General features: G+C 62.6%; 19 protein-coding genes. 9 read left to right on the plus strand and 10 right to left on the minus strand.

The features are described from left to right. Positions 1–9 precede the first annotated feature (9 nt). Together KU306_RS17790 and KU306_RS17795 are read right to left on the minus strand one after the other, a co-directional pair. Positions 10–1,110 carry a glycosyltransferase family 2 protein gene (locus KU306_RS17790; RefSeq protein WP_258303797.1) on the minus strand — a complete coding sequence of 367 codons (1,101 nt, stop codon included), beginning with the start codon at positions 1,108–1,110 and terminating at the stop codon, positions 10–12. A 444-nt stretch (positions 1,111–1,554) separates the two neighbouring features. Then, complete coding sequence (locus KU306_RS17795) at positions 1,555–2,805, minus strand: glycosyltransferase family 4 protein (protein WP_258303798.1); 1,251 nt, start codon at positions 2,803–2,805, stop codon at positions 1,555–1,557. Positions 2,806–2,971: 166 nt separating this feature from the next. Here KU306_RS17795 and KU306_RS17800 point away from each other — a divergent pair, with 166 nt between their 5' ends. The 5 genes from KU306_RS17800 to KU306_RS17820 all read left to right on the plus strand — a co-directional run bounded on the left by KU306_RS17800 (position 2,972) and on the right by KU306_RS17820 (position 8,839). Next, the gene (locus tag KU306_RS17800) at positions 2,972–4,207 is read left to right on the plus strand and encodes a glycosyltransferase (RefSeq protein WP_258303799.1); all 1,236 of its coding nucleotides are present in this window, start codon (positions 2,972–2,974) and stop codon (positions 4,205–4,207) included. 123 nt (positions 4,208–4,330) lie between these two features. After that, the gene (locus tag KU306_RS17805) at positions 4,331–5,356 is read left to right on the plus strand and encodes an NAD-dependent epimerase/dehydratase family protein (protein ID WP_007541175.1); all 1,026 of its coding nucleotides are present in this window, start codon (positions 4,331–4,333) and stop codon (positions 5,354–5,356) included. A 371-nt stretch (positions 5,357–5,727) separates the two neighbouring features. Beyond that, positions 5,728–6,537, plus strand: coding sequence for a PPC domain-containing protein (locus KU306_RS17810; RefSeq protein ID WP_007541176.1), 810 nt, complete (start codon positions 5,728–5,730; stop codon positions 6,535–6,537). A 21-nt stretch (positions 6,538–6,558) separates the two neighbouring features. Further along, complete coding sequence (locus KU306_RS17815; RefSeq protein ID WP_258303800.1) at positions 6,559–6,867, plus strand: hypothetical protein; 309 nt, start codon at positions 6,559–6,561, stop codon at positions 6,865–6,867. A 4-nt stretch (positions 6,868–6,871) separates the two neighbouring features. Further along, the gene (locus KU306_RS17820) at positions 6,872–8,839 is read left to right on the plus strand and encodes a right-handed parallel beta-helix repeat-containing protein (RefSeq protein WP_258303801.1); all 1,968 of its coding nucleotides are present in this window, start codon (positions 6,872–6,874) and stop codon (positions 8,837–8,839) included. Between the two features lie 437 nt (positions 8,840–9,276). Here KU306_RS17820 and KU306_RS17825 read toward each other — a convergent pair whose 3' ends face one another. Continuing rightward, the gene (locus tag KU306_RS17825; RefSeq protein WP_258303802.1) at positions 9,277–11,139 is read right to left on the minus strand and encodes a hypothetical protein; all 1,863 of its coding nucleotides are present in this window, start codon (positions 11,137–11,139) and stop codon (positions 9,277–9,279) included. Positions 11,140–11,373: 234 nt separating this feature from the next. Between KU306_RS17825 and KU306_RS17830 the strand changes: the two genes are divergently transcribed. After that, on the plus strand, positions 11,374–11,964 hold the full coding sequence (locus KU306_RS17830) for a hypothetical protein (RefSeq protein WP_258303803.1): 591 nt from the start codon (positions 11,374–11,376) through the stop codon (positions 11,962–11,964). Positions 11,965–11,970: 6 nt separating this feature from the next. On the opposite strand, the gene KU306_RS17835 is transcribed toward KU306_RS17830, so the two are convergent. The 3 genes from KU306_RS17835 to KU306_RS17845 form a co-directional block, all read right to left on the minus strand. Then, positions 11,971–13,281 carry an MFS transporter gene (locus KU306_RS17835; protein WP_007541185.1) on the minus strand — a complete coding sequence of 437 codons (1,311 nt, stop codon included), beginning with the start codon at positions 13,279–13,281 and terminating at the stop codon, positions 11,971–11,973. A gap of 134 nt (positions 13,282–13,415) precedes the next feature. Then, complete coding sequence (locus KU306_RS17840; RefSeq protein WP_007541186.1) at positions 13,416–13,859, minus strand: chemotaxis protein CheW; 444 nt, start codon at positions 13,857–13,859, stop codon at positions 13,416–13,418. Further along, positions 13,859–14,887 (minus strand): methyl-accepting chemotaxis protein, encoded by a 1,029-nt coding sequence (locus tag KU306_RS17845; protein ID WP_258303804.1) that lies wholly within the window; start codon positions 14,885–14,887, stop codon positions 13,859–13,861. The genes KU306_RS17840 and KU306_RS17845 overlap by 1 nt, the downstream gene beginning before the upstream one ends. 240 nt (positions 14,888–15,127) lie before the next feature. On the opposite strand from KU306_RS17845, the gene tenA reads away from it, so the two are divergent. After that, positions 15,128–15,793, plus strand: a complete 666-nt coding sequence (tenA, locus tag KU306_RS17850) for a thiaminase II (RefSeq protein ID WP_258303805.1) — start codon at positions 15,128–15,130, stop codon at positions 15,791–15,793. Positions 15,794–15,872: 79 nt separating this feature from the next. Further along, on the plus strand, positions 15,873–17,408 hold the full coding sequence (locus KU306_RS17855; RefSeq protein ID WP_258303806.1) for a sodium:solute symporter family transporter: 1,536 nt from the start codon (positions 15,873–15,875) through the stop codon (positions 17,406–17,408). Positions 17,409–17,448: 40 nt separating this feature from the next. Here the strand turns inward: KU306_RS17855 and KU306_RS17860 are convergent, their stop codons facing one another. Then, the gene (locus tag KU306_RS17860) at positions 17,449–18,420 is read right to left on the minus strand and encodes a formate/nitrite transporter family protein (RefSeq protein ID WP_258303807.1); all 972 of its coding nucleotides are present in this window, start codon (positions 18,418–18,420) and stop codon (positions 17,449–17,451) included. Continuing rightward, complete coding sequence (locus KU306_RS17865; protein ID WP_049918640.1) at positions 18,420–18,779, minus strand: hypothetical protein; 360 nt, start codon at positions 18,777–18,779, stop codon at positions 18,420–18,422. The genes KU306_RS17860 and KU306_RS17865 overlap by 1 nt, the downstream gene beginning before the upstream one ends. Before the next feature lie 239 nt (positions 18,780–19,018). On the opposite strand from KU306_RS17865, the gene KU306_RS17870 reads away from it, so the two are divergent. Next, positions 19,019–19,477 carry an Lrp/AsnC family transcriptional regulator gene (locus KU306_RS17870; protein WP_258303808.1) on the plus strand — a complete coding sequence of 153 codons (459 nt, stop codon included), beginning with the start codon at positions 19,019–19,021 and terminating at the stop codon, positions 19,475–19,477. A 50-nt stretch (positions 19,478–19,527) separates the two neighbouring features. Here KU306_RS17870 and KU306_RS17875 read toward each other — a convergent pair whose 3' ends face one another. Both KU306_RS17875 and KU306_RS17880 read right to left on the minus strand, forming a co-directional pair. Further along, on the minus strand, positions 19,528–20,463 hold the full coding sequence (locus KU306_RS17875) for an ABC transporter substrate-binding protein (RefSeq protein ID WP_258303809.1): 936 nt from the start codon (positions 20,461–20,463) through the stop codon (positions 19,528–19,530). 108 nt (positions 20,464–20,571) lie between these two features. Beyond that, positions 20,572–22,110, minus strand: coding sequence for a PAS domain-containing sensor histidine kinase (locus KU306_RS17880; RefSeq protein ID WP_258303810.1), 1,539 nt, complete (start codon positions 22,108–22,110; stop codon positions 20,572–20,574). Between the last annotated feature and the right edge of the window lie 22 nt (positions 22,111–22,132).

Below are 22,132 nucleotides of genomic sequence, written 5' to 3' on the forward strand. Positions count from 1 at the left end.
AAGCGAGGCCTATTCTCGTCGCTTCCGCGACCCGCGAAGTCCCCGGCGCTTCGACTCCTGAGAATCGAGAACCATGGCGAGCACCAAGCCGAGAGCACCACCAACCGCACGTTTGACCGAGCGACCCGATGGAGTCTCGAACGACGCGAGCGAGCGAAGGACGCCGAGGAAGCCGAGAAGCGTCACTACCGCGCCGACGACGTAGGAGATAGCGACGGGATTCCCGGAGGGAACGTACTTCCGCCAGAGCCGCCAGAGGAAGTCCTTGAGCAGGAGCATCGAGAGTTTCGGGACGAACGTCCGGTAGTCGATTCCGCTCTCCTCGTCGCCGTAGCGGGCCCGCATCGGAACGTTCACGACGGGCATATCGGCGACGTTGAGTCTGACGAGGAGGTCGTTGAGAAACCCGTAGTCGTCGTAGAGTGCACCGAGGTCGACCGCACGCAGTGCCTCCGCAGAGATTGCGGTGTAGCCGTTTTGCGGGTCGAGGATGTGCCAGTAGCCGCTGGCGATGCGGGTCAAGAGCGTGAGGATGACGTTCCCGAACAGCCGGTGGCCCGGCATATCTGCCCAGGAAGCGGGACCGGTGAGTCGGTTGCCGACGGCGTAATCGGCCTCGCCGCGAGCGACGGGGTCGATGATGTCTTCGAAGATGTCGGGGTCCATCTGTCCGTCCGCGTCCATGACGGCGATGACGTCGATGCCGTCTTCGAGGGCTGCACGGTAGCCGGTCTTGACAGCCGCCCCGCGACCGAGATTCGTCTCGTGACGAATTGGGACGACGAAGTCACCGGTGAGCGCGCCACCGTCGGAGTCACCAGTGAGCGCGCCACCGTCAGAGAGTGCCTCCGCGGGCGTACGCGAGTCGTCGTCGAACTCACTCCGGAGCACGGACTCGGTTTCGGTATCGCCGACACTCGGAGTCGCCGAACGTGCCGCGTTCGCGCGGGCGGCGTGGGCGCGAATGACTTCCCACGTGTCGTCGTTAGAGCAGTCGTCGACGACATACGCTCTGTCTGCGACCGACGGCAGGGTGTCGATGACGTCGCCCACAAAATTCGCTTCGTCGTGGCCCGGAACGACGACGGCGACTGTCTTACCGAGATACACGTGAGTCACCCCCCAAATATCGGGCGTTCCGCCCCTGTCCTCCTCTCTCCGGAGGTCGTGTGTCGGCAGTCATAGATATTCTCGACAGAATCTTTCGTGAGAGCCACCTTTGTTAAGCGGCAACTCCCCCCAAACATACATCTACAATACACATTAATTCCGGCGTAATTGACCCTCTACCTTCAGAATTTCACGAATAAACTGAAAACATGTCTGTCGCATTTTTCTGAATTTCAGGTATTCAATACACTCTTGAGAGTCGGAACATACACTATTCAAAAATCAATTATTTTGAGCGTCGAGAGTCCCTTCGTAGCGGGCGACGACACGACAGTCACAATACCGGGAGGAGGAACACAGGAACCGCCACAGTGACGAGATGGATGCGTGTACCGAGATAGATACGTCTCGGGCCGTGAGTGCGAGAAGAAAGAAAGGTAGAACCTAGTCGGGCCGATTCGAGGACACGTCGACGCCGCCATCGGAGAGCGGGGCGTCTCCGTGCGTGGCGTCCTCGACGTGTTCGAGCGTTGGCTGGCGGTCCTCGACCGGAGGTCGATGACCGTCGTCCAACACGGCTTCGTACAGAGAGACGATGTCGGCGGCGACGACGTCCCAATCGAACTGGTCGCGGACGTAGGCCCGGTTTCGCTCACCGACGGTGGCTCGGAGGACATCGTCCTCGACGTACCGTCTGAGCGCCGTTGCGAGTTGCGCCCGCGAGGGTGGAATGTTGAGCACCGCCCCGTGGGTTCCGTCCTGGATGACGTCTGCGAGCGCCCCTGCAGGGGTCGTGACGACCGGAAGCCGGGCGTTCATCGCTTCGAGAACGACCGTCGGAAGCCCCTCCGAGCGGGACAACGAGACGAACACGTCGGCGGCGTGGTAGGCAGCCTGCAACTCCTCGAACGGGAGGTTCGAGAGGAAGTGGAATCGGTCGTCCGCCCGCGCCTGCAAGTCGGCGACGAAGGACTCCTCACCGTGGCCGACGACGACGACGTTCACGTCGAGGTCCGCGAGTTCGTCGACGACGGTGTCGACGAGCACGTCGGGATTCTTGAGTTCGACCAATCGCCCGACGAAGAGAATCGTCGGTCGTGACGGGTCGATGCCGTGCGTTTCGCGGAACGCTTCGACAGTCGATTCCGGGACGTCGTGTTCGTCGGGATGGATACCGTTGGGGATGACGACGACCTTCTCCTCGGGAACGCGGTACTCGCGGAGGAGTCGCCGCTTTTCGGCCGCACCGAGGACGATAATCCGGTCCATTCGGTCGAAGATGAACTGTGCGAAGGGGCGATACGCGAACTCGACTGCCTTGGCGACGAGTCCCCCCATCGGTTGGAACCCGTGAATCGTCATCACCGTCGGCGCGTCTTTCGGAAGCGCGAGCGTGGCGGCGAGCGACGAGAGGTACCACGGACTGTGGAGGTGATAGACGTCCGCGTCGTGCTGGCGAACGACGCGAAACAGTTCGAGAGAAAGCGGGTTGCGCATCACCGTCGCCGTCGTCTTACAGTACGTCACCCCGGATTCCGGGCCGAGTGGACTCCGGTCGTTGGCGAGGCTCATGTCGGTCGTGACGACGTCGACAGCGTGCCCACCTGCCCGGAGTGACTCGGCGAGGCGGTGGCTGTAGTTCTCCAACCCGCCGAGCGAGGGGCGGTGGAGGTGGTTGACTTGAACGACGTGCATTGACAGGCGTCGATTGGTCGAGTGGGGCGTTAGTAAGCCGTCGGCTACCGCCGTAAACAGCCTCCTCAGTGCCGGTAGCAGTCGCACTTGGGGACCGGTACGAATCGCGTAACTATCCCGAACGACGGGCAAGAGTAGAGCAGAAGCCGACCGGCAGCAGACAACTATGAGCACCGACACACCCCCAGAGTACGAGACAGAGCGACGACCGGCGGCGACACCGGTCGAAGCGACCAGACGAGAGCGACCCGACGACCGACTCGAAATCTGGTACTTCATCGGTGCACTGACCGTCGGGGGGGCAGAGCGCACGCTCGTGGACCTCGTCAACGGACTCGACAGAGAGCGGTACGACCCGACCATCTGGACGCTGTTCGACGAAAACAGGCTCGCCGACACGGTCGACCCGGCGGTTCCGATTCGAACGCTGGGACTCGGCGCACAGACCCGGGCCGACGACGCCGCGTTCGTCGAGGGCGGGAGCAACCCCCTCGACTACGTCCGCGCACCGCTTCGATTCGTCCGCGCCGTCCGTCGCGAACAGCCCGATATCGTCCAGTCGTTCCTCTTCTACGACAACACCATCGCCCGTCTCGTCGGCCTCGTCGCCCCGAAGACGACAATCGTCACGGGCGCACGAGGACTCCAGAACATCTCGAACCCGGTGATTCGAGCCATCGACACTGCGCTCATCCCGCTCTCCGACCGCATCATCTCGAACTCGAACGCCGGGGCGGACGCCTACGTGGCGCGCGGAGCGAATCCCGAGCGCGTCGGTGTCGTCCACAACGGCCGCGACCTCACCACGTTCACCGACGCCGAACCGGCGGGGCTCCGCGCCGAACTCGGACTCGACGCGGACGCTCGGCTCGTCGGGGTCGTCAGTCGCCTCGTCGAGCGAAAAGGCCAGCGTGACCTCATCGACGCGTGGCCCGGCATCCGGCGCGCACATCCCGACGCGCACCTCGTCCTCGTCGGTGACGGCGTCCTCCGCGACGAGTTCGCCGACCTCGCGGTCGACCGCGGCGTCTCCAACTCGGTTCACTTCCTCGGGACGCGCGACGACGTGCCGAACGTCCTCGCCGACCTCGACCTCTTTGCGTTCCCCTCGCACTGGGAGGGGCTTCCCGGCGCGCTGCTCGAAGCCATGGCTGCGGGCGTCCCAATCGTCGCGACCGACATTCCGGGAAACGACGAACTCGTCACCGACGGCGAAACCGGCGTGTTAGTCCCGGCTCACGACCCAGCCGCGCTCTGTGGGGCAATCTCTGGAGTGCTGGCACACCCCTCGCAAGCCGAGCGCTACGGGCGTGCCGCACAGGCTGACGCCGTCGACCGATTCGGATTGGATCGGATGGTCAGCGAGTTCGAAGCACTCTACGAATCGCTTCGTGACGACTGAGAAGACGCTGGCCGAACCAGTGGGCCGGGCGGATGTCTAGCAGGCCGATAGGGACGGCTTTATGCGACTGTCACGCCTGGTAACCGGACCCAAACAAAGGCAGATACCGCCCCATCTCTCCTCATGCGAATTCTCGTCACCGGCGGTGCCGGATTCATCGGCGGCCACCTCGCAGAGGCCTTCGCACGAGAGGGCCACGACGTCGTCGTCGTGGACAACTTCACGCCGTACTACGACCTCGGAATCAAACACCACAACGTCGACGTCGCCCGACAGGCAGCGAGCGAATCGGGCGGCTCGTACGAACTCGTCGTCGGCGACGTTCGAAACGCCGAGTTGATGGAGAAACTCGTCCGCGACAGCGACATCGTCTACCATCAGGCGGCGCAGGCGGGCGTCAGGTCGAGCGTCGACGAACCCCTCCGGGTGAACGAAATCAACGTCCGAGGGACGCTGAACGTGCTCGAAGCGGCCAGAGACGCCGACCTCGAACGCGTCGTCTTCGCGAGTTCGTCGTCGGTCTACGGCACGCCCGAGTACCTCCCGTACGACGAGTCGCATCCGACCTATCCAGTCAGTCCGTACGGAGCCTCCAAGCTCGCTGCCGAATCGTACGTCAGCACGTACAACGAGGTGTACGACCTGCCGACCGTCTCGCTCCGGTACTTCACCGTCTACGGGCCGCGGATGCGCCCGAACATGGCCATCTCGAACTTCGTCTCGCGGTGTGCGAACGGCGAGCCGCCAGTCATCTACGGCGACGGACGGCAGACGCGTGATTTCACCTACGTCGACGACATCATCACCGCGAATCTGAGGCTGCTCGACACCGACGCGGCCGACGGGGAAGTGATGAACATCGGCAGCACCGACAACATCTCCGTGCTCGACCTCGCAGAAGCGGTCCGGGACCGGGTCGCACCGTCGATGCAAATCGAGTACGACGAGCGTGCGCCGGGAGACGCCGAGCACACCCACGCAGCCGTCTCGAAAGCCGCCGACCTCATCGACTACGAACCCCGAACGAGCATTCGAGAGGGAGTCAGCGCGTTCGTCGATTGGTACGACGCGAACCGCGACTGGTACGAACCGCTCGTGCGGTCGTCGATGGGCGCAGCCGACGCTGCGAGCGCCCAGTCGAACGACTGAACCTGACTGTCTCGTTTTATTAGGTTTCCAACTGCCCCGTTCCGACGACAGCGGTCCGATTAATCCGAACTTTTCTGTCGAGCGTTCAGGAAAAACAGCAGCTTATTCGTGAATGTTCGCGGTCGCGGTTCGGGGAAACTCGACAGGCCAGATTCACCCCACTACACATGCTACCAAACGACATATCCATATTCACTAATTCCTGACCGTCAGTCGTTAATAGCGTGTTAATACGCCTCAAACACCAGAATTCAGCCGTTTCGAGCACCCAATAGAATTCGTCGAATCCGTCGGAATTCGTGAAATTCGGCAATGTCTGAATATTTTACGAACAATAGATTTATGTAATTAATCCCCTGTTAACCGAGTGAATGGCATCCGAACGACAGCCCCAGACAGACTCTGACGACGGAGACGGGGACCGGCTCAGCTTCAGTCGGCGGTCGTATCTGCTCATGGCAGGTTCGGCCGTCGCGTCGGCTGCAGCAGCCGGCTGTCTCGGCTCCGACGACAGTGCATCCCTCCCACAGGAGATGCGGCCCGTTCAGGCCGTGTTTGGTTACGGTGGCGAAACGATGACGATGACCGAGTCGAGTTCCCTCTCGGGAACCCAACCGAACTCGTTGTCAGTCGCCTCCGAGTCCGAATCGAACGACACCCGTGCGACCGCAGACCCCGTCTCCGTGGGGACAGCGGTCACTGGGACGCTCGACTCCGCAGAAGTCGACTGGTTCGCGTTCGACGTCACCGCCGGTCAGACGGTGACCGTGACGCTCGACCGCGTTCCAACCAGCGGTATCACGTCCCTCATCCTGTACGGGCCGGGCGGCGAATACGTCGATCTCGTGTACGTCGGCACCGATACGCCGGCGACCGTCGATATCGACGACGCTGCTGTCTCCGGCACCTACTATGCACAGGTCGTGGACGTCCAGCAGGGCTCGGGCGACTACGAGCTCACAATCGCCGACGGCGCGAGTTCTGGCGACACGACCACCACGGACACCACCACCACGTCCACGGACACGACGACGACGTCCACGGACACCACCACAACGACGACCAGCACGACGACTACCACCACGGCCACGCCGACGACTACCACCACGACAACCTCCAGCGAGAGCGAATACGGCTCTCAGGCGTACGGTGAATACGGCTACGGTGGCATCACGCAGTAATCAACCCTCCAACACAGAACAATGAGCGAACGCTACAACACCCCCGACGCAGGAACCCTGAACTGGCACGTCCCGCTGAACGAGAACTTCAAGAACCTCGGCACCGACGTCGAGATTCGCGACGACGACGCGAACAAGTCGAACTACGACCCCGCGGTCGGCGCGAAGTTCTTTGCGAACGACACGAACAAAGTCTACCTCGGCGACGGTTCCCAGTGGAACTACATCGGCGACATCGCCAAACTCCCCGGTGACGTCGTCGTGAGCGACACGGAACCGTCGAGCGCGAGTGTCGGCGACATCTGGATCGAGACGAGCTCCACCAACTAAGCCAATGACGACCTACTACGTTGACCCGGCAAACGGGAACAACAGTAACTCGGGGACGTCACTCAACGACGCCTTCGAGGACCTCATGCCTGTCGAGGTCGACGGCAAAGTCGACCTCCAGGCGGGCGACGTCGTGAAGGTACGCGACACGGCAGTCATGTACCCACCGTCGAAGCCCACATGGTGGCAGACCTCGGGGACCGCCGACAACCCCATCGTCATCGAGGCGTACGAGAACGAATCGCCCATCATCGACTGCTCGAAGTACGACGGAACCCACGGTCTCGACCTCCTCGGGACCCAGCACATGGTCTTCCGCGGCCTCGAAATCCGCAACGCCGGGAAGAACGCCATCCGCTGTAACGGGACCGACGGACAGGACGCCCGCGAGTGCCTGTTCGAGGACCTGCACATCCACCACTACGGCCAGAACAGCCAGTGGGCCGGCAACGGCATCATCTTCTACGGCAAGTCGTTCGACCACGTCGTTCGGAACGTCGTCGCCCACCACGGCAGCACCGGCGGCGGCTCCGACGGCTTCTACGTCGGCGGCTCCTCGGGCGCTGGTCGCGGTGGCGGGCACCGCTACGAGAACTGTGAAGCCTACCTGAACGCAGACGACGGCTTCGACTTCTACGACGCGGACCCGAAGCACCCGAACGTGATGGTCAACTGTGTCGCTCACCACAACGGGCACGACGGCATGGGGACCTCCGGCGACGGGAACGGCTTCAAGGTCGGCGGCCCGGACTTCGAGACCGGGAACAACGTCCTGAAGCGGTGTGTCGCCTACAAGAACGACGAGCGCGGGTTCAACACCAACGGCGCACGCGTCCCCAACGAGTTCTACAACTGTACCTCGTGGGACAACGGCAGCTACGGCTTCCACTTCAGCGGAAGCGCCGACAACGTCGTCCGAAACTGCGCGTCGTTCGCCAACGACAAGACCGACGTGGAGTCCCTCTGGAACGCCGACTCGGCGTACAACTCCTGGGACCTCGACATCTCGAACCCCGAGTTCGAGACCACCGACCCGAGTTCGGACAACTTCCTCCGGCCAAAGGATTCCAGCCCGCTCGTCGACGCTGGGACCGACGTCGGACTGGATTACGCGGGCGACGCACCGGACCTCGGTGCGATTCGCTCGGAAGACTCCATCAACACCTCCGAACCCGAACCAACCAGCCCGACCGCGGCCCTGAAGTTCAACGACGGCACGCAGCACGTGTCGCCTGTCGGCGTCCGGTACTACGACGGCAGCCAGTGGGTCGCCACGAGTCTCAAGGTCATGATGGACGGCGGGTTCGTCGAGGCGTTCGGGAAGGTACCCTACGATGGCGGCTCGACTGGTGGCGACACCAGCGACGGGTCCGACTCCGACGGTTCGACGGGCGACGGCTCGACGTCGACGACCATCCTCGAAGACTTCACCAACGGTCTCGGGAACTACGTCGGCGACGTCAGTTCGTTCTCCATCGTCTCGTCTCCCTCGGTCCGCAGCAACGCGGGACTGCTGTACGACCAGACCGGGAGCGACAAACTCATCCTGCGCGACTCGCCCTCCACGACGGTCGTTCAGGACACCACCTACCGCGCCAACATCTACGCGCACACGGGTGGGAACTACGGCAAGGTGTACTTCTTCGCAAGCGGCTCCAGCTGGAGCGACGTGAGCGGGTACGCCATCGAGTACGACACCAACAAGGGTGTCTCGCCGCAGTTCAAGCTCCTCCGTCTCGACAACGGGAGCCTCACGGTTCTCGACGAGGTGGCAATCACGCCGAAACTCGAAGAGTGGATGGACGTCGAGTTCACTCCGAAATCGGACGGCAGCATCGTCGCGCGCCTGTACGACGCCAGCGGCACCGAAGTCGCCAGCGTCTCGGCGAACGACACGACCTACACCTCGGGGACGTACGGGTTCGGGTGTAACAACCCGAAGGTCAGCTTCGACTACCTCCGGGAAGTCTAAGCGACACGCTCCGGGCATCGGGCACAGCCCTCCACGCATCGACCACCAACCACCCTCCACCACACCGGGCAGACACCGGACACCCACCACGACCGGGCATCCATCGGGTGACTACCACAACCGGGCATCCCCGCTCACACGCTGTCAGAGGCACCCACTGAAAAACAGCCCTCCAACACCAGCCCTCCAACACACCAGCCCTCCAACACACCAGCCCTCCAACACACCAGCCCTTGCACGACGGGGCACGCCGGTCGCCCTCCACCGACGACCGACTCGAATTGCACGCTACCCACTGTCCATCACGCTCATCCGGCCGCATCCGCGGCCGAAAACTGACGTCCGGGTCGACGACTGTCGCCCGGGGGTCACGTCCCTGCTGACGCTTCGTTCGTACTTATTCCACCGACTCCACTCCCCGAGAGCCCCGCTGCAACTCAGCCAGCAGGGAACGTCTCGGTGGCGGCGTTCGGTTTGTCCTCGCCCCACCGGATGTACCATCCCTGGAACCCGCCGTTCGAATAGACGCGATTGACCGTGTGGTCGGCGTCCATCTCGGCGATGTCGGACTGGTCGTAGAGGAACAACTGCTCCCGCTGGTTGTCGGTGAAGTACGCCGCGTCGAGGAACCGACGGTCGTACTCGTGTGTCGCGGCGTACGAGTGCGTGTACGAAATCGACGCCCGTTCGTACTCGTCGTAGCCGAGCCCGGGCGTCAACGCGTATCGTTCGCTCTCCTCCGAGAACGTCCGACGCGGGAGCGTGATGTCCTCCCCGCCGCTGAGGTACCGTTCTGTCTTCACGGTCAGACTGAACGACCGAACGGGCAGGTCGGGGTTGTGATACTGGAGCATGAAGTCCGCGCCTTCGTACTCCGAGTAGGTCATGTGCTTGTTGGGGCCGTAGACCGTGAACGTCCCGAGGAGTGCCGCGGCGACGACGACGACGACGAGGACTGCCGTCCCGACGACGCGGAGACGGAAGTTCCCGCGGGCGACCAGAAGCTTCAGGAAGCTGAGGCCGACGAGGAGCGTCGCAAACACGAGCGCATAGCGAGCGATGCGTATCGGTCCGGTGGCGATGAGATAGGTCCCGAGGAAGACGACGCCGACAGCAGCACCGATTCCGAACTGGGTCACGAGGAAGCCGTCGTGGTACTTCACGTCGGTCTTGAGGAGACGGCGGACGAGCCAAAGCGAGAACACCCCAGCCACGGCGAAGTACAGGAAGACAGCCCCGTACAGTTGCACGAACCGCTGGACGAGTTCGAGAGCCGTCAGCCCGGCGTTGCTCGCGAGTTCCGCCCGTTGGCTGGCCGGGTTCGTCTCGCCCGCGAGCGCGAAGATTTGGATGAGGCTCAACTGCGCTCGGCGAAAGCCGATGTACCACATGAACGCCGCCGGGATGATTGCGAGGGCAATCATCGGCCGAATCGAGCGAACGGGATTCCCCGTCACGCGACGGTAGACGTTGCTGTAGCCGACGGTTCCGACGACGATGATGACGAAGAACAGCGCCGACACCGGGTGGAAGAAGACGAGCGCGAGACTCGACACGGCGACGAGGCCGATGTATCGCCGGTCGTTCGTCCGGCGGGCGCGTTCGACGAACGTGAGGAACACGGGAAACAGCATGAACGACAGCACCGCGGGTTGCAGTTGCGTGTAGAATTTCGCGAAGTACAGCGGCGTCGCGGCGGCGATACCGAGGGGAAGCGCCCGGTCGTCACCAGTCAAGGCCCGGAGGTACACACCGACGCCGAGGACGTAGATGACGGTGAAGACGAACGGTGTGAGTTGGATGAGCGTCGCGACGGGAACTCCGAAGAAGACGAGTTCGGCGAAGAGCATGTGCTCGAACGGGTAGAAGACGTCGCCCGGAAGCGACCCGAAGGCGACGAGGTCGCGGACCGCGCCGAGGTGGTACAGCGAGTCGGACGTGCCGCGCCCGTAGAGACGATAGCCGCGGACGCCCGGAATAGCGAAGAACAGCGCGTACTGCGCGAGCAGGAGCGTGACCGCGCGCGTCCAATTTCTGTTTCGGGTTACTGCGCTTCCGACCGAGACGAGGACCGCGGTCGCGATACCGAGCCCGAACGTGACCCAGTAGGTGACTGGAAACGCGGTCACTGGCGACGGTTCGTACCCGGCAGGCGGCGGGACGAGTATGAGAAGCGCGCTCTGTGCGAGCACTGCGAGGGCGGCGACGACGAGAAGCGCCCGTTGAACGGGCGGTGCGAGAAGCGTCGGGAGCGAGAGCTCCGGGACGGTTCTCGTTCGACGGTCTGTGGAGACCGCCATCTTAGCACCTCCGCCTCAATCCACCGAGACTCACGGAAGACTCACGGGAGGATACGTCACCGAACATGAATACTGTTCCGTGCCAAACACAGATGGTAATGGATTGATTAACTCGTACGAAACCAAAGTATACCAGACATTCTTGAAATTACAACATTCATAATTTACTAATTGTATCACGATGAATAGTTCATGCACAACAGACGCAGATTCCTCGGTGGAATTGGAGTTGGCATGATAGCGATTTCGGGATGTCTCGGAACGGGGCTCCTCGAAGGACCAGACGATGCAGACGACGGCGAAGCGAGCCAGAGCGGCGGCAGTTCTGGCGGGTCCAGTACCAAACAGACGGCGACTCCAGACGAGTCAACGCCCGAGCAGACGCCCGAATCGACGCCGGAAGCGACTTCAGACGAGTCGATGCCCGAACAGACGCCCGAAGAGGTCGAATCACTCGAAGACCGTATCACGTTCACGCGCGATGACGATGACCCAGCAGTCGTCGGGACGCTCCTGATGAAGGGACCGATTCCGGGCGTTATCGTCTCGACCGACTACCAGAGCGCGGACGCGTGGCAGAACTACGCCACACTCGACGAAGAAAACGGAACGTACAAAGTCGGCCTTTCGGTCACTGCGACCGCGACTATCGGTCGTCTGAGCGTCGCCGGAACGATGTACGACGCCGATGGCGACGTCGTGAGCAGACATACCGACGTGAGCAACAACATCCCAACTGACGAAAAGGCCCTCATCCACCTCAGGTTCGACGGTGACGTGAGCAAGATGCACTACTTCGAGATATCGCTGGACAACCCCGCGTAAGCGTGGTTAGGCACCGCCAGCATACGCCTCGAACTCTTCTCCGCGAATAGCGAAGTACGCGACACCGACGAGTCCGACGACCGATGCGACGCCGAACGCGAGTGTCGGGTCTGTCGCATAGAGCCATCCACCGAGCGCCGCGCTCGGGATGACGACCGTGTTTCGAACGAGGTAGTAGGTGCCCGTCACGCGACCGCCCGAATCCCGCTCTGCGGGGCCGACGATGAGCGCCTTGTGTGCCGGAAGCCCGGCGAACCGGAGTCCTGAAAACGCGAAGAGGGCGACGAGGACCCACTGGTTCGACGGCGCGAGGATGAGGAGAATCGGAAAGGCGGCGTAGACCGTAAAGCCGAGTCCGACGACGGGCTTGAGCCCGGTTCGCTCGGCGAGTTTCGAGACGGGGAGTTTCGTGAGAATGGCGACGACCATCTCGACGCCGAGGAGGATACCGAAGAACGCGTCCGGCCTGAGCGACACACCGAATCCAGTGAATCCGACCGCGAGGAAGTCGGTAACGACGATGACGAAGAAGACGTACACCATCCCGTTCGCGAATCGGATGAGCGTGTCGGCGACGAGAAGCGGCCGAAGCGTCGACGGGAGCGACCGAAGGTCTGCACGGATTTGGGTGAGTCCCTCGAAGGACTTCCCGATAGAGTCCTCGTCCGCGTCGTAGAGGAAGTGTTGGGCGACGGTGGCGACGATGCCGAACGCCGCGGCGACGACAAGCACGTACTGGAAGCCGACGACGAACGAGGCTGTCGCCGCGAGCAGGGCCGCAGCGATGAGCGGGCCGAGTAAGAACCCGATTCGACGGAAGATTTCGGTGCTGGCGAAGCCCATCGCGAGACGGTCCGGCGAGACGCTCTGTTTGACGATTGCGAACGTCGCGCCGAGTCCGAACGACTTCCACGCCTGCGTGAGAAAGAGACCGACGAAAATCCATATCCACGGTTCGAGGGAGACGCCTGCGAGCGTCACGGGGGGGACCGAGGGCGCGACGAACCAGAACAGAAAGCCAGCAGAAGAGATGGTACCGAACAGCGTCAGCGAGAGTCGCGAGCCGAGTCGGTCCGAGAGCGCCCCACCGGGATAGGGATAGAGCGCGCCGATGAGGTTGCCGACGCTCCCGTACAGGCCGACGACGGTGGCTCCCGCGCCGAGAACACGCAGATATTCGGGGATGTACCGACCGGTCATCTGAAACGAGAGGCTGAACGCGAGCATCGCCAGAGAGAGGACGAACACGTCGCGTTCGAGCCCGATAAACTGCCTGAAGGAATCGAAGACATCGACCGAGTCTCGGCGTGTTGCCATCGGTGTTGCACACGGCCTGTCGCAGAATGAAGGTAGGGGAATCGGAAGGTGGAGAGAGAATCAGAAGCGAGAGTCGTCAATTGGCGGCGTCTATGTGAAGACGCCAGCAGTGTCTGTTCGGAGACCCAGCAGTTCTATTCGGAGACGCCAGTCGGTGGCGACACCCAAACGACGAGGCCCTCATCGCGTCTGACGATGCCCTTCGTGTGGTCGCCGCCGAACGGCGCGTCGTCGACGTCTTCGGGGTCGATGTCGGCCACGCGCTCGACTTCGTCGACGAGCCAACCGTACACTTTCGAGTCCTCGTCGCCGTCGTCGAAGACGATGACGCGCGGTGCGTCCGGGTTCGAACCGACGTCGAGCAGACTGGCGGTGTCGACCACGGTCGTCGTCACACCCCGGTAGTCCATCGCGCCGACGACGTGCGGCGGCGTGTCGGGGAGCGCACGAACGGACTGTCGGTCGATGATTTCTGCGACGGCATCGAGTTCGACGCAGTACCGTTCGTCTCCGATGTCGAATTCGAGCACCTGCGTCGGTTCGTCGAGGTTCGTATCGGGCGCGTCGCTGGCGGCCATTAGGCACCACCTCCGTGGTCGGCCGCAGGTCTTCGCGTGCCCTCTACTTCGTCTTCGATGTGGTCCGTGAGCAGCGCGATTTCAGAGACCTTCGACGTCTGTTCTTCCGTCGCAGCGGCGACCTCCGTAATCTCGTTGGCGACGCGCTTCGCACCGCGAGCGGTCTCGTCGACGATGCTCGCGACTTCTTCGGTGCTCGCCGCCTGCTGGTCTGTCGCTCGCGCGACTTCTTCGGCACCGGCGGCGGCCTCTTCGACCGCGTTGTCGATGCTACGGAGCGCCGTCACGGCGTCGGCGACTTCAGACATCCCCTCGTTGACCTCGTCGTTCGCATCGGCGATGTTGGTGACAGTCGTCGAAGTCGAGTCCTGGATGTCCTCGACCATCTCCTCGATTTCGGAGACGCTGTCGCGGGACTGCTCGGCGAGGTTCTTCACTTCGTCTGCGACGACCGCGAAACCGGACCCCGCGTCGCCAGCGCGTGCGGCCTCGATAGACGCGTTGAGCGCGAGCAGGTTGGTCTGGTCGGCGATTTCGTTGATGACCTCGACGACCGCGTCGATTTGGTCGACCTTCTGGCGGAGGTCGACGATTTCCTCGTAGACTTCGGACGTGGCGTCGTCGACCGACTCCATCGCGTCGGCGGCGTTGTCGGCCGACGTGCGCCCCTCGGAGGCGAGTTCGCGCGCCTGGTCGCTCATCGACTTCGTCTGCTCGGCGCTGGAGGCAATCTCCTCGACGCTCGCACTCAGGTTCGAAATCTCGCCTGCAACCTCGTCCATGTTGTCGGCTTGGTCGTTCGCGAGGTCGCTAATCTCCTGTGCGCTGACGGCGATGTCATCCGAGGCCTCGCCGAGTTCGGCGATTGCCGCGTCAATCTCCTCCGTCGCGTCGTCAGCGTCGTCTACGTCGCCCAGAACGTCGTCAGCGTCTGCTGCGCCACCGCCGAGAACGCCTTCTGCGGCGACTCCGCCGTCGGACTTGGGGAGACTCTCGTCGCGTCTGCTGAATTCCCGCTCACTCGTCATACACGTCGATATACTACATCAGATGTTAAGCATTCGGCCAGATTATCAGAGAAGATATCCCCATGAATCCAATTATACCAGTACTAACGGCCAAATTTTCCCATACATTCCTATTTTCCCGCACACTCGTTCGAATTGTTGTCAATCAAGTGATGTCAGTGGCTCCAATCGACGGGGTGGGACCACTGTTTAATACCACCCAATCATAACTCTTTTCTCAATTCTCACGGAGTGCCAGACATGGCATTTACCGACGAGCTTCACGACGAGGCCGACGAGTTCTGGTCGGCCATCGTGGACCACCCGATGGTGCAGGCCCTCGGTGCTGGGACACTCGACGAGGAGCCGTTCAGATACTGGGTTCGGCAGGATTACGTCTATCTCGTCGAGTACAGTCGGCTGTTCGCACTCGGGGCCGCGAAGGCCCCGAACCTCGCGTCGATGGGGACGTTCGCCGAACTACTCGACGCGACGGTAAACGAGGAGATGGACCTCCACCGGTCGTACGCGGCCGAGTTCGGAATCGGCGAAGGCGAACTCGAAGCCACCACCCCGTCGCCGACGACGCAGGCGTACACGGACTTCCTCGTCCGAACCGCCTCACACGGTACGTTCGGCGACATCGTCGCCGCACTCCTGCCGTGCATGTGGGGCTTCAACGAGACCGGGAACCGACTGGCCGCGGCTGGGAAGCCGGACCACGAGCAGTACGCCGCGTGGGTCGAGATGTACTCGGGCGAGGAGTTCACCGAACTCACCGAGTGGTGTAAACTGCTCATGGACGACGTCGCCGAAGACGCCAGCGACGCGACCAAAGAGCGCTACCGCGACCTGTTCCGCACCTCGGCCCGCTACGAGTACCTGTTCTGGGACGCCGCGTGGAACCAACAGGAGTGGCCGCTGTGAGCGAGGAAGCGACTGGGACTGAGACTGAGACTGAGACTGAGACTGTGCAGGCCATTGCAGCAATCGAGGGGTTCCACTGATGGTCGGCACCGACCTCGCGCTCGGCCTCACCGTCGTGACCCTCGTCGTGTTCGCCGGACTCGGCATCTGGTACTCGCGAGGGCGAGTGACCTCGGTCGAAGACCTCGTCTCCGCCCGCGACTCGGCGGGCGAGCGACGGACGACAGCGACGCTCGTCGCCTCCGTGATGGGCGTCTGGATTCTCTTCTCCGCGCCGGAGGCCGGGGCCGGATTCGGTATCGCCGCGGTCATCGGCTACGCAATCGGCGAAGCGGTCCCGATGGCCGTCTACGCGAAGCTCGGCCCGCGGATTCGGGAGTTGATGCCCGACGGCCACTCGCTGACCGAATACGCCCACGCCCGCTACGGTGACGCGATGTACGCGTTCGTCCTCGTCATCAGCGCGCTCTACATGTTCATCTTCGTGGCGGCCGAGTTGACCGGTATCGCCGGTGCGCTCGCGTTCGTCGCGGGCGTCCCCCACTGGCAGACCGCGATTCTCGTCGGCGGGGCCGTGCTCGCGTACACGACCTACGGCGGCCTCGAAGCGAGCATGTTCACCGACACGGTGCAGGCGCTCGTCGTCTTCCCGCTTCTCATCGTCGCGCTCGTGGGCGTTCTCGTCTCGCTCGGCGGGGTCGGTCCCGTCTACGAGGGCGTCGCCGCCACGAACCCTGCACTCCTCGATCCCGGATTCGTACCGGGGCTCCAGTTCGGTATCGCGCTCGCCTTCGCCATCCTCGGCGCGGAGTTAGTGAACCAGACGTGGTGGCAGCGCATCTACGCCGGAAAGTCGAGCGAAACGGTCTCTCGGGGGTTCCGAAACGCGACCGTCGTCAACGGTGCAGTCGTCTTCCTCGCCGCGCTGGTCGGTGTCGTCGCCGTCGGGCACGCCGACATCGTCGCCGACGTGACGAGTGCGGGCTACAACGCCGACGTCGCCTTCTTCGTGCTCCTCGAATCGGCGGTCCCGTCGTGGGTCGTCCTCGCCGTCGTACTCGTGGCGCTGTTGCTCGTGATGAGTTCGGTCGATACGCTGTTCAACGCGCTTTCGTGTCTCGTGACGGTCGACCTCGCGCGGATGCTCCCGGACTCCAGCGACAAGCAACTCACGCTCGGCGCACGGGCCTTTACCGTCCTCGTCGCGCTCGCTGCCGTCTACGTCAGCTTGCGAGCACAGAGCGTGCTCCGACTGTTCTTCCTCGCCGACCTGCTCGGCGCGGCTGTCGCGTTCCCGCTCGTCTACGGGCTCTACTCGACACGACTCACCGGAGCCGGCGCGCTCGTGAGCAGTCTCACTGGCCTCGGCGTCGGCATCGCGTACTTCCCGGACTTCCGTTCGGTGACGACCGGAATGCCGGTGATCGGCGACCTCCTCCCGGCTGCAGACCCACTGTATCTCACGTCGTTCGCTGGCGCGTTCATCGTCTCGGCGGTCGTTGCCGTCGTCGCAGCGCGAGTTTCGACCACCGAGTTCGACCTCGGTGGCCTCACACAGAAGGTTCGCCGACTGGACGACTCGGCAGCCGACCGAGCCTCGGTCCAGTCAGACTGAGGAAAGACAGCAACGTCGGCGACCGACTTCCCAGGACCGACTACGAATCGGCACCCGGTGCAGGGTCGGGCCGTGAAGCCGGTTCTTCGGGCGTACTGATTCGCTGGCTGAACAGCCACTCGCGGAGCGTCAGCTTTGGCCGCGACGCGTCGCCCTCGGGGAAGCGATTTTCGGTCTGGCCGTAGTTGATGAGCGTCACCAGGAACACGCCACCGATGGTGTTTCCGAGCAACACCGGGACGGCGAACTCCCAGAGGCCGGTCGCGAGCGCAATGTTGCCCGTGAAGACGAGGTAGAAGACGTCTGCGGAGCTGACGACGATGTGGTAGAGTCCGGTCGCCGGGATAGTGTAGATGACGAGATAGATGAGGACGACCCGCGAGATGGAGTCGCGAACGGCGTGTTCGAGCCAGACGAGACCAGCGACGAGCCAGCCCGCGAAGATGGCTTTGAACACGAGGCTCCACCACGGTGTCTCGATTCCCTTCGCCCCGATTTCGACGGCCGCTGCGGCTGCCTCGGGCGAGAAGACACCCGCGTTCGCGAGGACGAACGTACCAATGAGCGCACCCGTGAGGTTCCCGGCGAGGACGCTCAGCCAGACGCGGAATAGCGAGGGGACACTCGCGACTCGGGTCAGCACCAACGTCACCGGCGTCAGCGTGTTTTCGGTGTACAGTTGGTACCGACCCATGATGATGTAGACGAACCCGATGGGGTACAGAAGCGGCGCGAGAAGCCCCGTCACATCGTTCGGGAACGCGGCTTTTCCGGTGGCGTAGACGAAGAACGTGAGTGTGATAGCAAGCCCCGCGGCGATGCCGCTGAGGTAGAGTTTCTGTATCCCCGAAGAGACCTCTTCGTCGGCGGTCGCCACGACGCGCTGGAATATCTCGTCGGTCGAAAAACGGTCGCCGACGGCCTCTCCCGCGGCGGGAGCGCCACTCCGCGCTCTATCGAACGAGGAACCGTGTTCGACACCGTCGTCGACCGGAAGTCTGGACGCGCCCATCAGTGGCTCTGGACCTCCCGGTCCGACGAGTCGACTGTCTGGCTGGCGTCGTCGGCGTGTCCGGATTCCTGTTCAGAGTCCGATAGCTCACGTGACGCGGCGAACCGAGCTAACCGATAGAGGACGTAGCTGAACGTGGTGAACATGACGAGTTCGACGAGGTACAGCTCGACGAGTTCGAGTGGCGTCAACTGGTCGACGATAGCACTCTGGGTGACGGTCAACACCGCAAAGGCGAAGATGAGCGTAATCGCCGGCATCGTCACGAGCGTGAGCGCGAGGATAAGCGTCCACAGGCGGTCGGACCGCAGGCGGTCAGGCAACAAGCCGTCCGAGGGTGGCCCGTCCGCTGCGGACATCTCACCCACCTCCGGTCAGAACGGTCGAGACGTCGGTCGCACAGGCGCGTGTATTGCTACTGGTTGGGTCCATGCCGGAGTATACCCCCACGAATACATAAATTAGCGGGTTGATTTGACCAGTATGGTCATATAGATACAGTTCGTTACCAATATGTGAATATTATGTATTCTGAATCCCAAATCAGGAATTTTCACTCACATGCAACGACCCCCGACCACCGCCGAGAGGAGCGGAGATGACACTCGACGGACTCGACGACCTAGACCGAGCGATTCTCTACGAGTTGCAGCGCGACTCGCGACACATCTCCTCGCGGGACATCGCCGAACACGTCGACGCCTCGCCGAGCACGGTTCGAAAGCGCATCCAGCGCCTCGAATCTGAAGGTATCATCGTGGGCTATCACGCCGACGTCGACTACGAGCGTGCGGGCTACCAACTTCACGTCCAGATGGAGTGTACCGCCGAAATCCCGAATCGGTCCGAACTCGGCGAGCGTGCGTTAGAGATTCCCGGCGTCGTCGGCGTCCGCGAACTCGCGACCGGAGAACACAACGTCCTCGTGAGTACCGTTGGAGAAGACGGGGAAGACCTCGCCCGTATCGCAAGGGAACTCAGCGACATCGGCCTCCACGTTGCCGACGAGCATCTGGTCCGCGGAGAGACGCGACGCCCGTTTGCCGGCTTCAAGTAGGTAGACGGAGAAGAGCTATCGAGGAACGCCCCCCACACGGATGACAGGCACTAAGACTGCTGTACCGCGTTCTTGTCCCCTGACTGCTGTGCTACGTTCTCGACTCGACTTGCTAACTCGTCGTCGAGGACCGCCGAGAGTTCGGGATGGATACAACTCGCGAGCACTTCGAGCGAATCGACGAGCCGTGGGCCAGGCCGGTTGAACAGCGCGTTTCCGTCGACTGCGTAGACGTGACCCTCTTCGACCGCAGTGAGGTCGTTCCACTCGTCGCGCTCGGCAAGCGTCGAGACGGTGTCGACCGCACGCTCTCGCGGGAATCCACAGGGCGCAACGACGAGTCGCTCGGGGTCGTACTCGACGAGCGCGTCCCACCGAATCTGTTCTGACCGACCGTCCGGTTGGAACGAACTGTCGCCGCCGGCGAGTTCGACGAGGTCGCGGACCCAGTGCCCACTCCGGTACAGCGGGTCGGTCCAGTCGAGTACGGCCGTCCGGGGACTGTCGAGACCGGCGACGCGTGATTCGACCGCATTAATTCGCTCGTGAATCTCGAAGCGGAGTGTGGCCGCGTCCATCGTCTTTCCGACCGCCTCACCGACTCGCAGGAGTGCGGTCAGCACGTCGTCGAGCGAGTGCGGGTCGAGAGCGAGAACCTCCGCGTCGAGATTACGGTCGCGAACGGCCTCGAACACGTCCGACGAATCCACCGCACAGATGTCGCACGTCGATTGCGTAACGACAAGGTCCGGGTCCAAGTCGTCGAGTCGGTGCGCGTCGAGGTCGTACGCTGCACCGTCTATCGACGAGACTTGGTCGTCAATCTCACGGCTCGACCGTCCTTCGTGGTCGATGGTAGTGCTCGTGAGCGTCGGTTGGGTCGTAACTCGCGGCGGGTAGTCACAACTATGAGAGATTCCGATAGGGTCTGTCCCGATGGCGGTCAGCAACTCCGTGGCAGAGGGGACGAGCGAAACGACGCGCATACAGGTGTGTATTTCTCATTGGATAAATATCTAATATTTCAGGCGAATAGATATGTGTGAATTTCTAGAATGGCTTCGTCCGGCGACTCACGGGGTGTACCCCCCGAATCAATACGCCCGAGAGCGGCGGAATTCGAACCGGGCACCGCCCTCGTCGCTTTCGGTCAGCGACGCCTCCCAGCCGTGGGCCTCGGCGATTTCTCTCACTATCGAGAGTCCGAGTCCGGTGCCGTACGTCGCCGTCGTGTAGCCGGTGTCGAACACGGCGGCGCGCTCGTCGGCGGGAATCCCGGTGCCGTCGTCTTCGACGAAAAAGCCGTCTTCGAGCGGCCCGACCGTGACCATCGTCGCGTTGCCGTGCGTGATAGCGTTTCGGAAGAGATTCTCGAAGAGGTGCTTACACCGCGTCTCGTCGGCCTCGACGAGGAACTCGTCGTTCGACTCGATGGCGAGTGCGGCACCCGGCGTGCTCACGTGTGACCAGCAGTCCGAGGCGAGCGTCGACATATCGACTATCTCCGTCTCTTCGACGCGCTGGCCTTGTCGTGCGAGTGTGAGGACGCCTTCGATGACCTCCTCCATACGCTGGTGTGCGCGCGTCATGCGGTCGAGTTGCTCCGTGAACTCGCGCATCTGTTCGAGGGTCCCTTCGGCGACGTTCAGCGGGTTCCGAAGGTCGTGCGAGACAGTCTTGGCGAACTGTTCGAGGCGTTCGTTCTCCCGCGCCAACTCCTGTTCGTGTTCGAGGCTCCGAAACACCGTCTCGGCGTTGGTCGCCAGAATTTCGACGAGTTTCACGTCGGTCTCTGTGAACGAGTCTGGTTGCGTCTGTCCGACGCTGATGACACCGTAGGAGCCAATGGGAACGTACAGCCACGAGTGAACCGGCCCGCGGTCGTAGTCGTCGTCGAGTTTCTCGACGTCCTCGTAGATGCGCGGTTCGCCCGCTCTGAACACCTCGCCGACCGGACTCTCGTCGAAGTGGTACGCCGGGCGGTCACCAATCAAATCGAGGGTCTCATCGTCGACGTGGACCGGCTCTAATCGGTCGCCGTTGCGGAGTCTGACCACGTTTATCGGGAAGTCGAGAATCGCGTCGGTAGCGATGCCGACGCCCGAAGCGACGTCGTCGAAGTTCTCGGAGTCCAGCAGTTCGCGCGTCGCCTCGTGGAGCGCCTCGATTTTTCGCTCCCGCTCCCACATGTCCGTGATTTCGTTGTTGACGGCGACGTAGCCGACTGTCCGCCCTTCGTGTCGAATCGGCGAAATCGTCTGTTCGATGACGTAGGGTTCGCCGTTCTTCCGAACGTTGTGAAGCACTCCTTCCCACACCTCGCCGTCGGTGATAGTTCCCCAGAGGTCACTGTAGAAGTCGGCACCGTGGACGCCCGACTTGAGGATACTCGGCGTTTCGCCGATAACCTCGCTTGCGTCGTAGCCGGTCGTCTCCTCGAACGCCGGGTTGACGTACTCGATAGTCCCGTCCAGCCGGGTGAAGACGATTCCGTGCCCTGCGTTGTCGACCGCCTCCTTGAACATCCGCGAAGGGAGTGTTCGCTCGTGGTCAGGGGGGATGCCGGAACCGTCGCATCGAAGCCACTCACCGGAGCCAGCCTCCCCGGAGAGTGAGGGCGAACGGCGCTTCATATCGTACCCGACGAAAATCTCA

This window comes from Haloferax larsenii, assembly GCF_024730625.1.
Taxonomy (GTDB): Archaea; Halobacteriota; Halobacteria; order Halobacteriales; family Haloferacaceae; genus Haloferax; species Haloferax larsenii.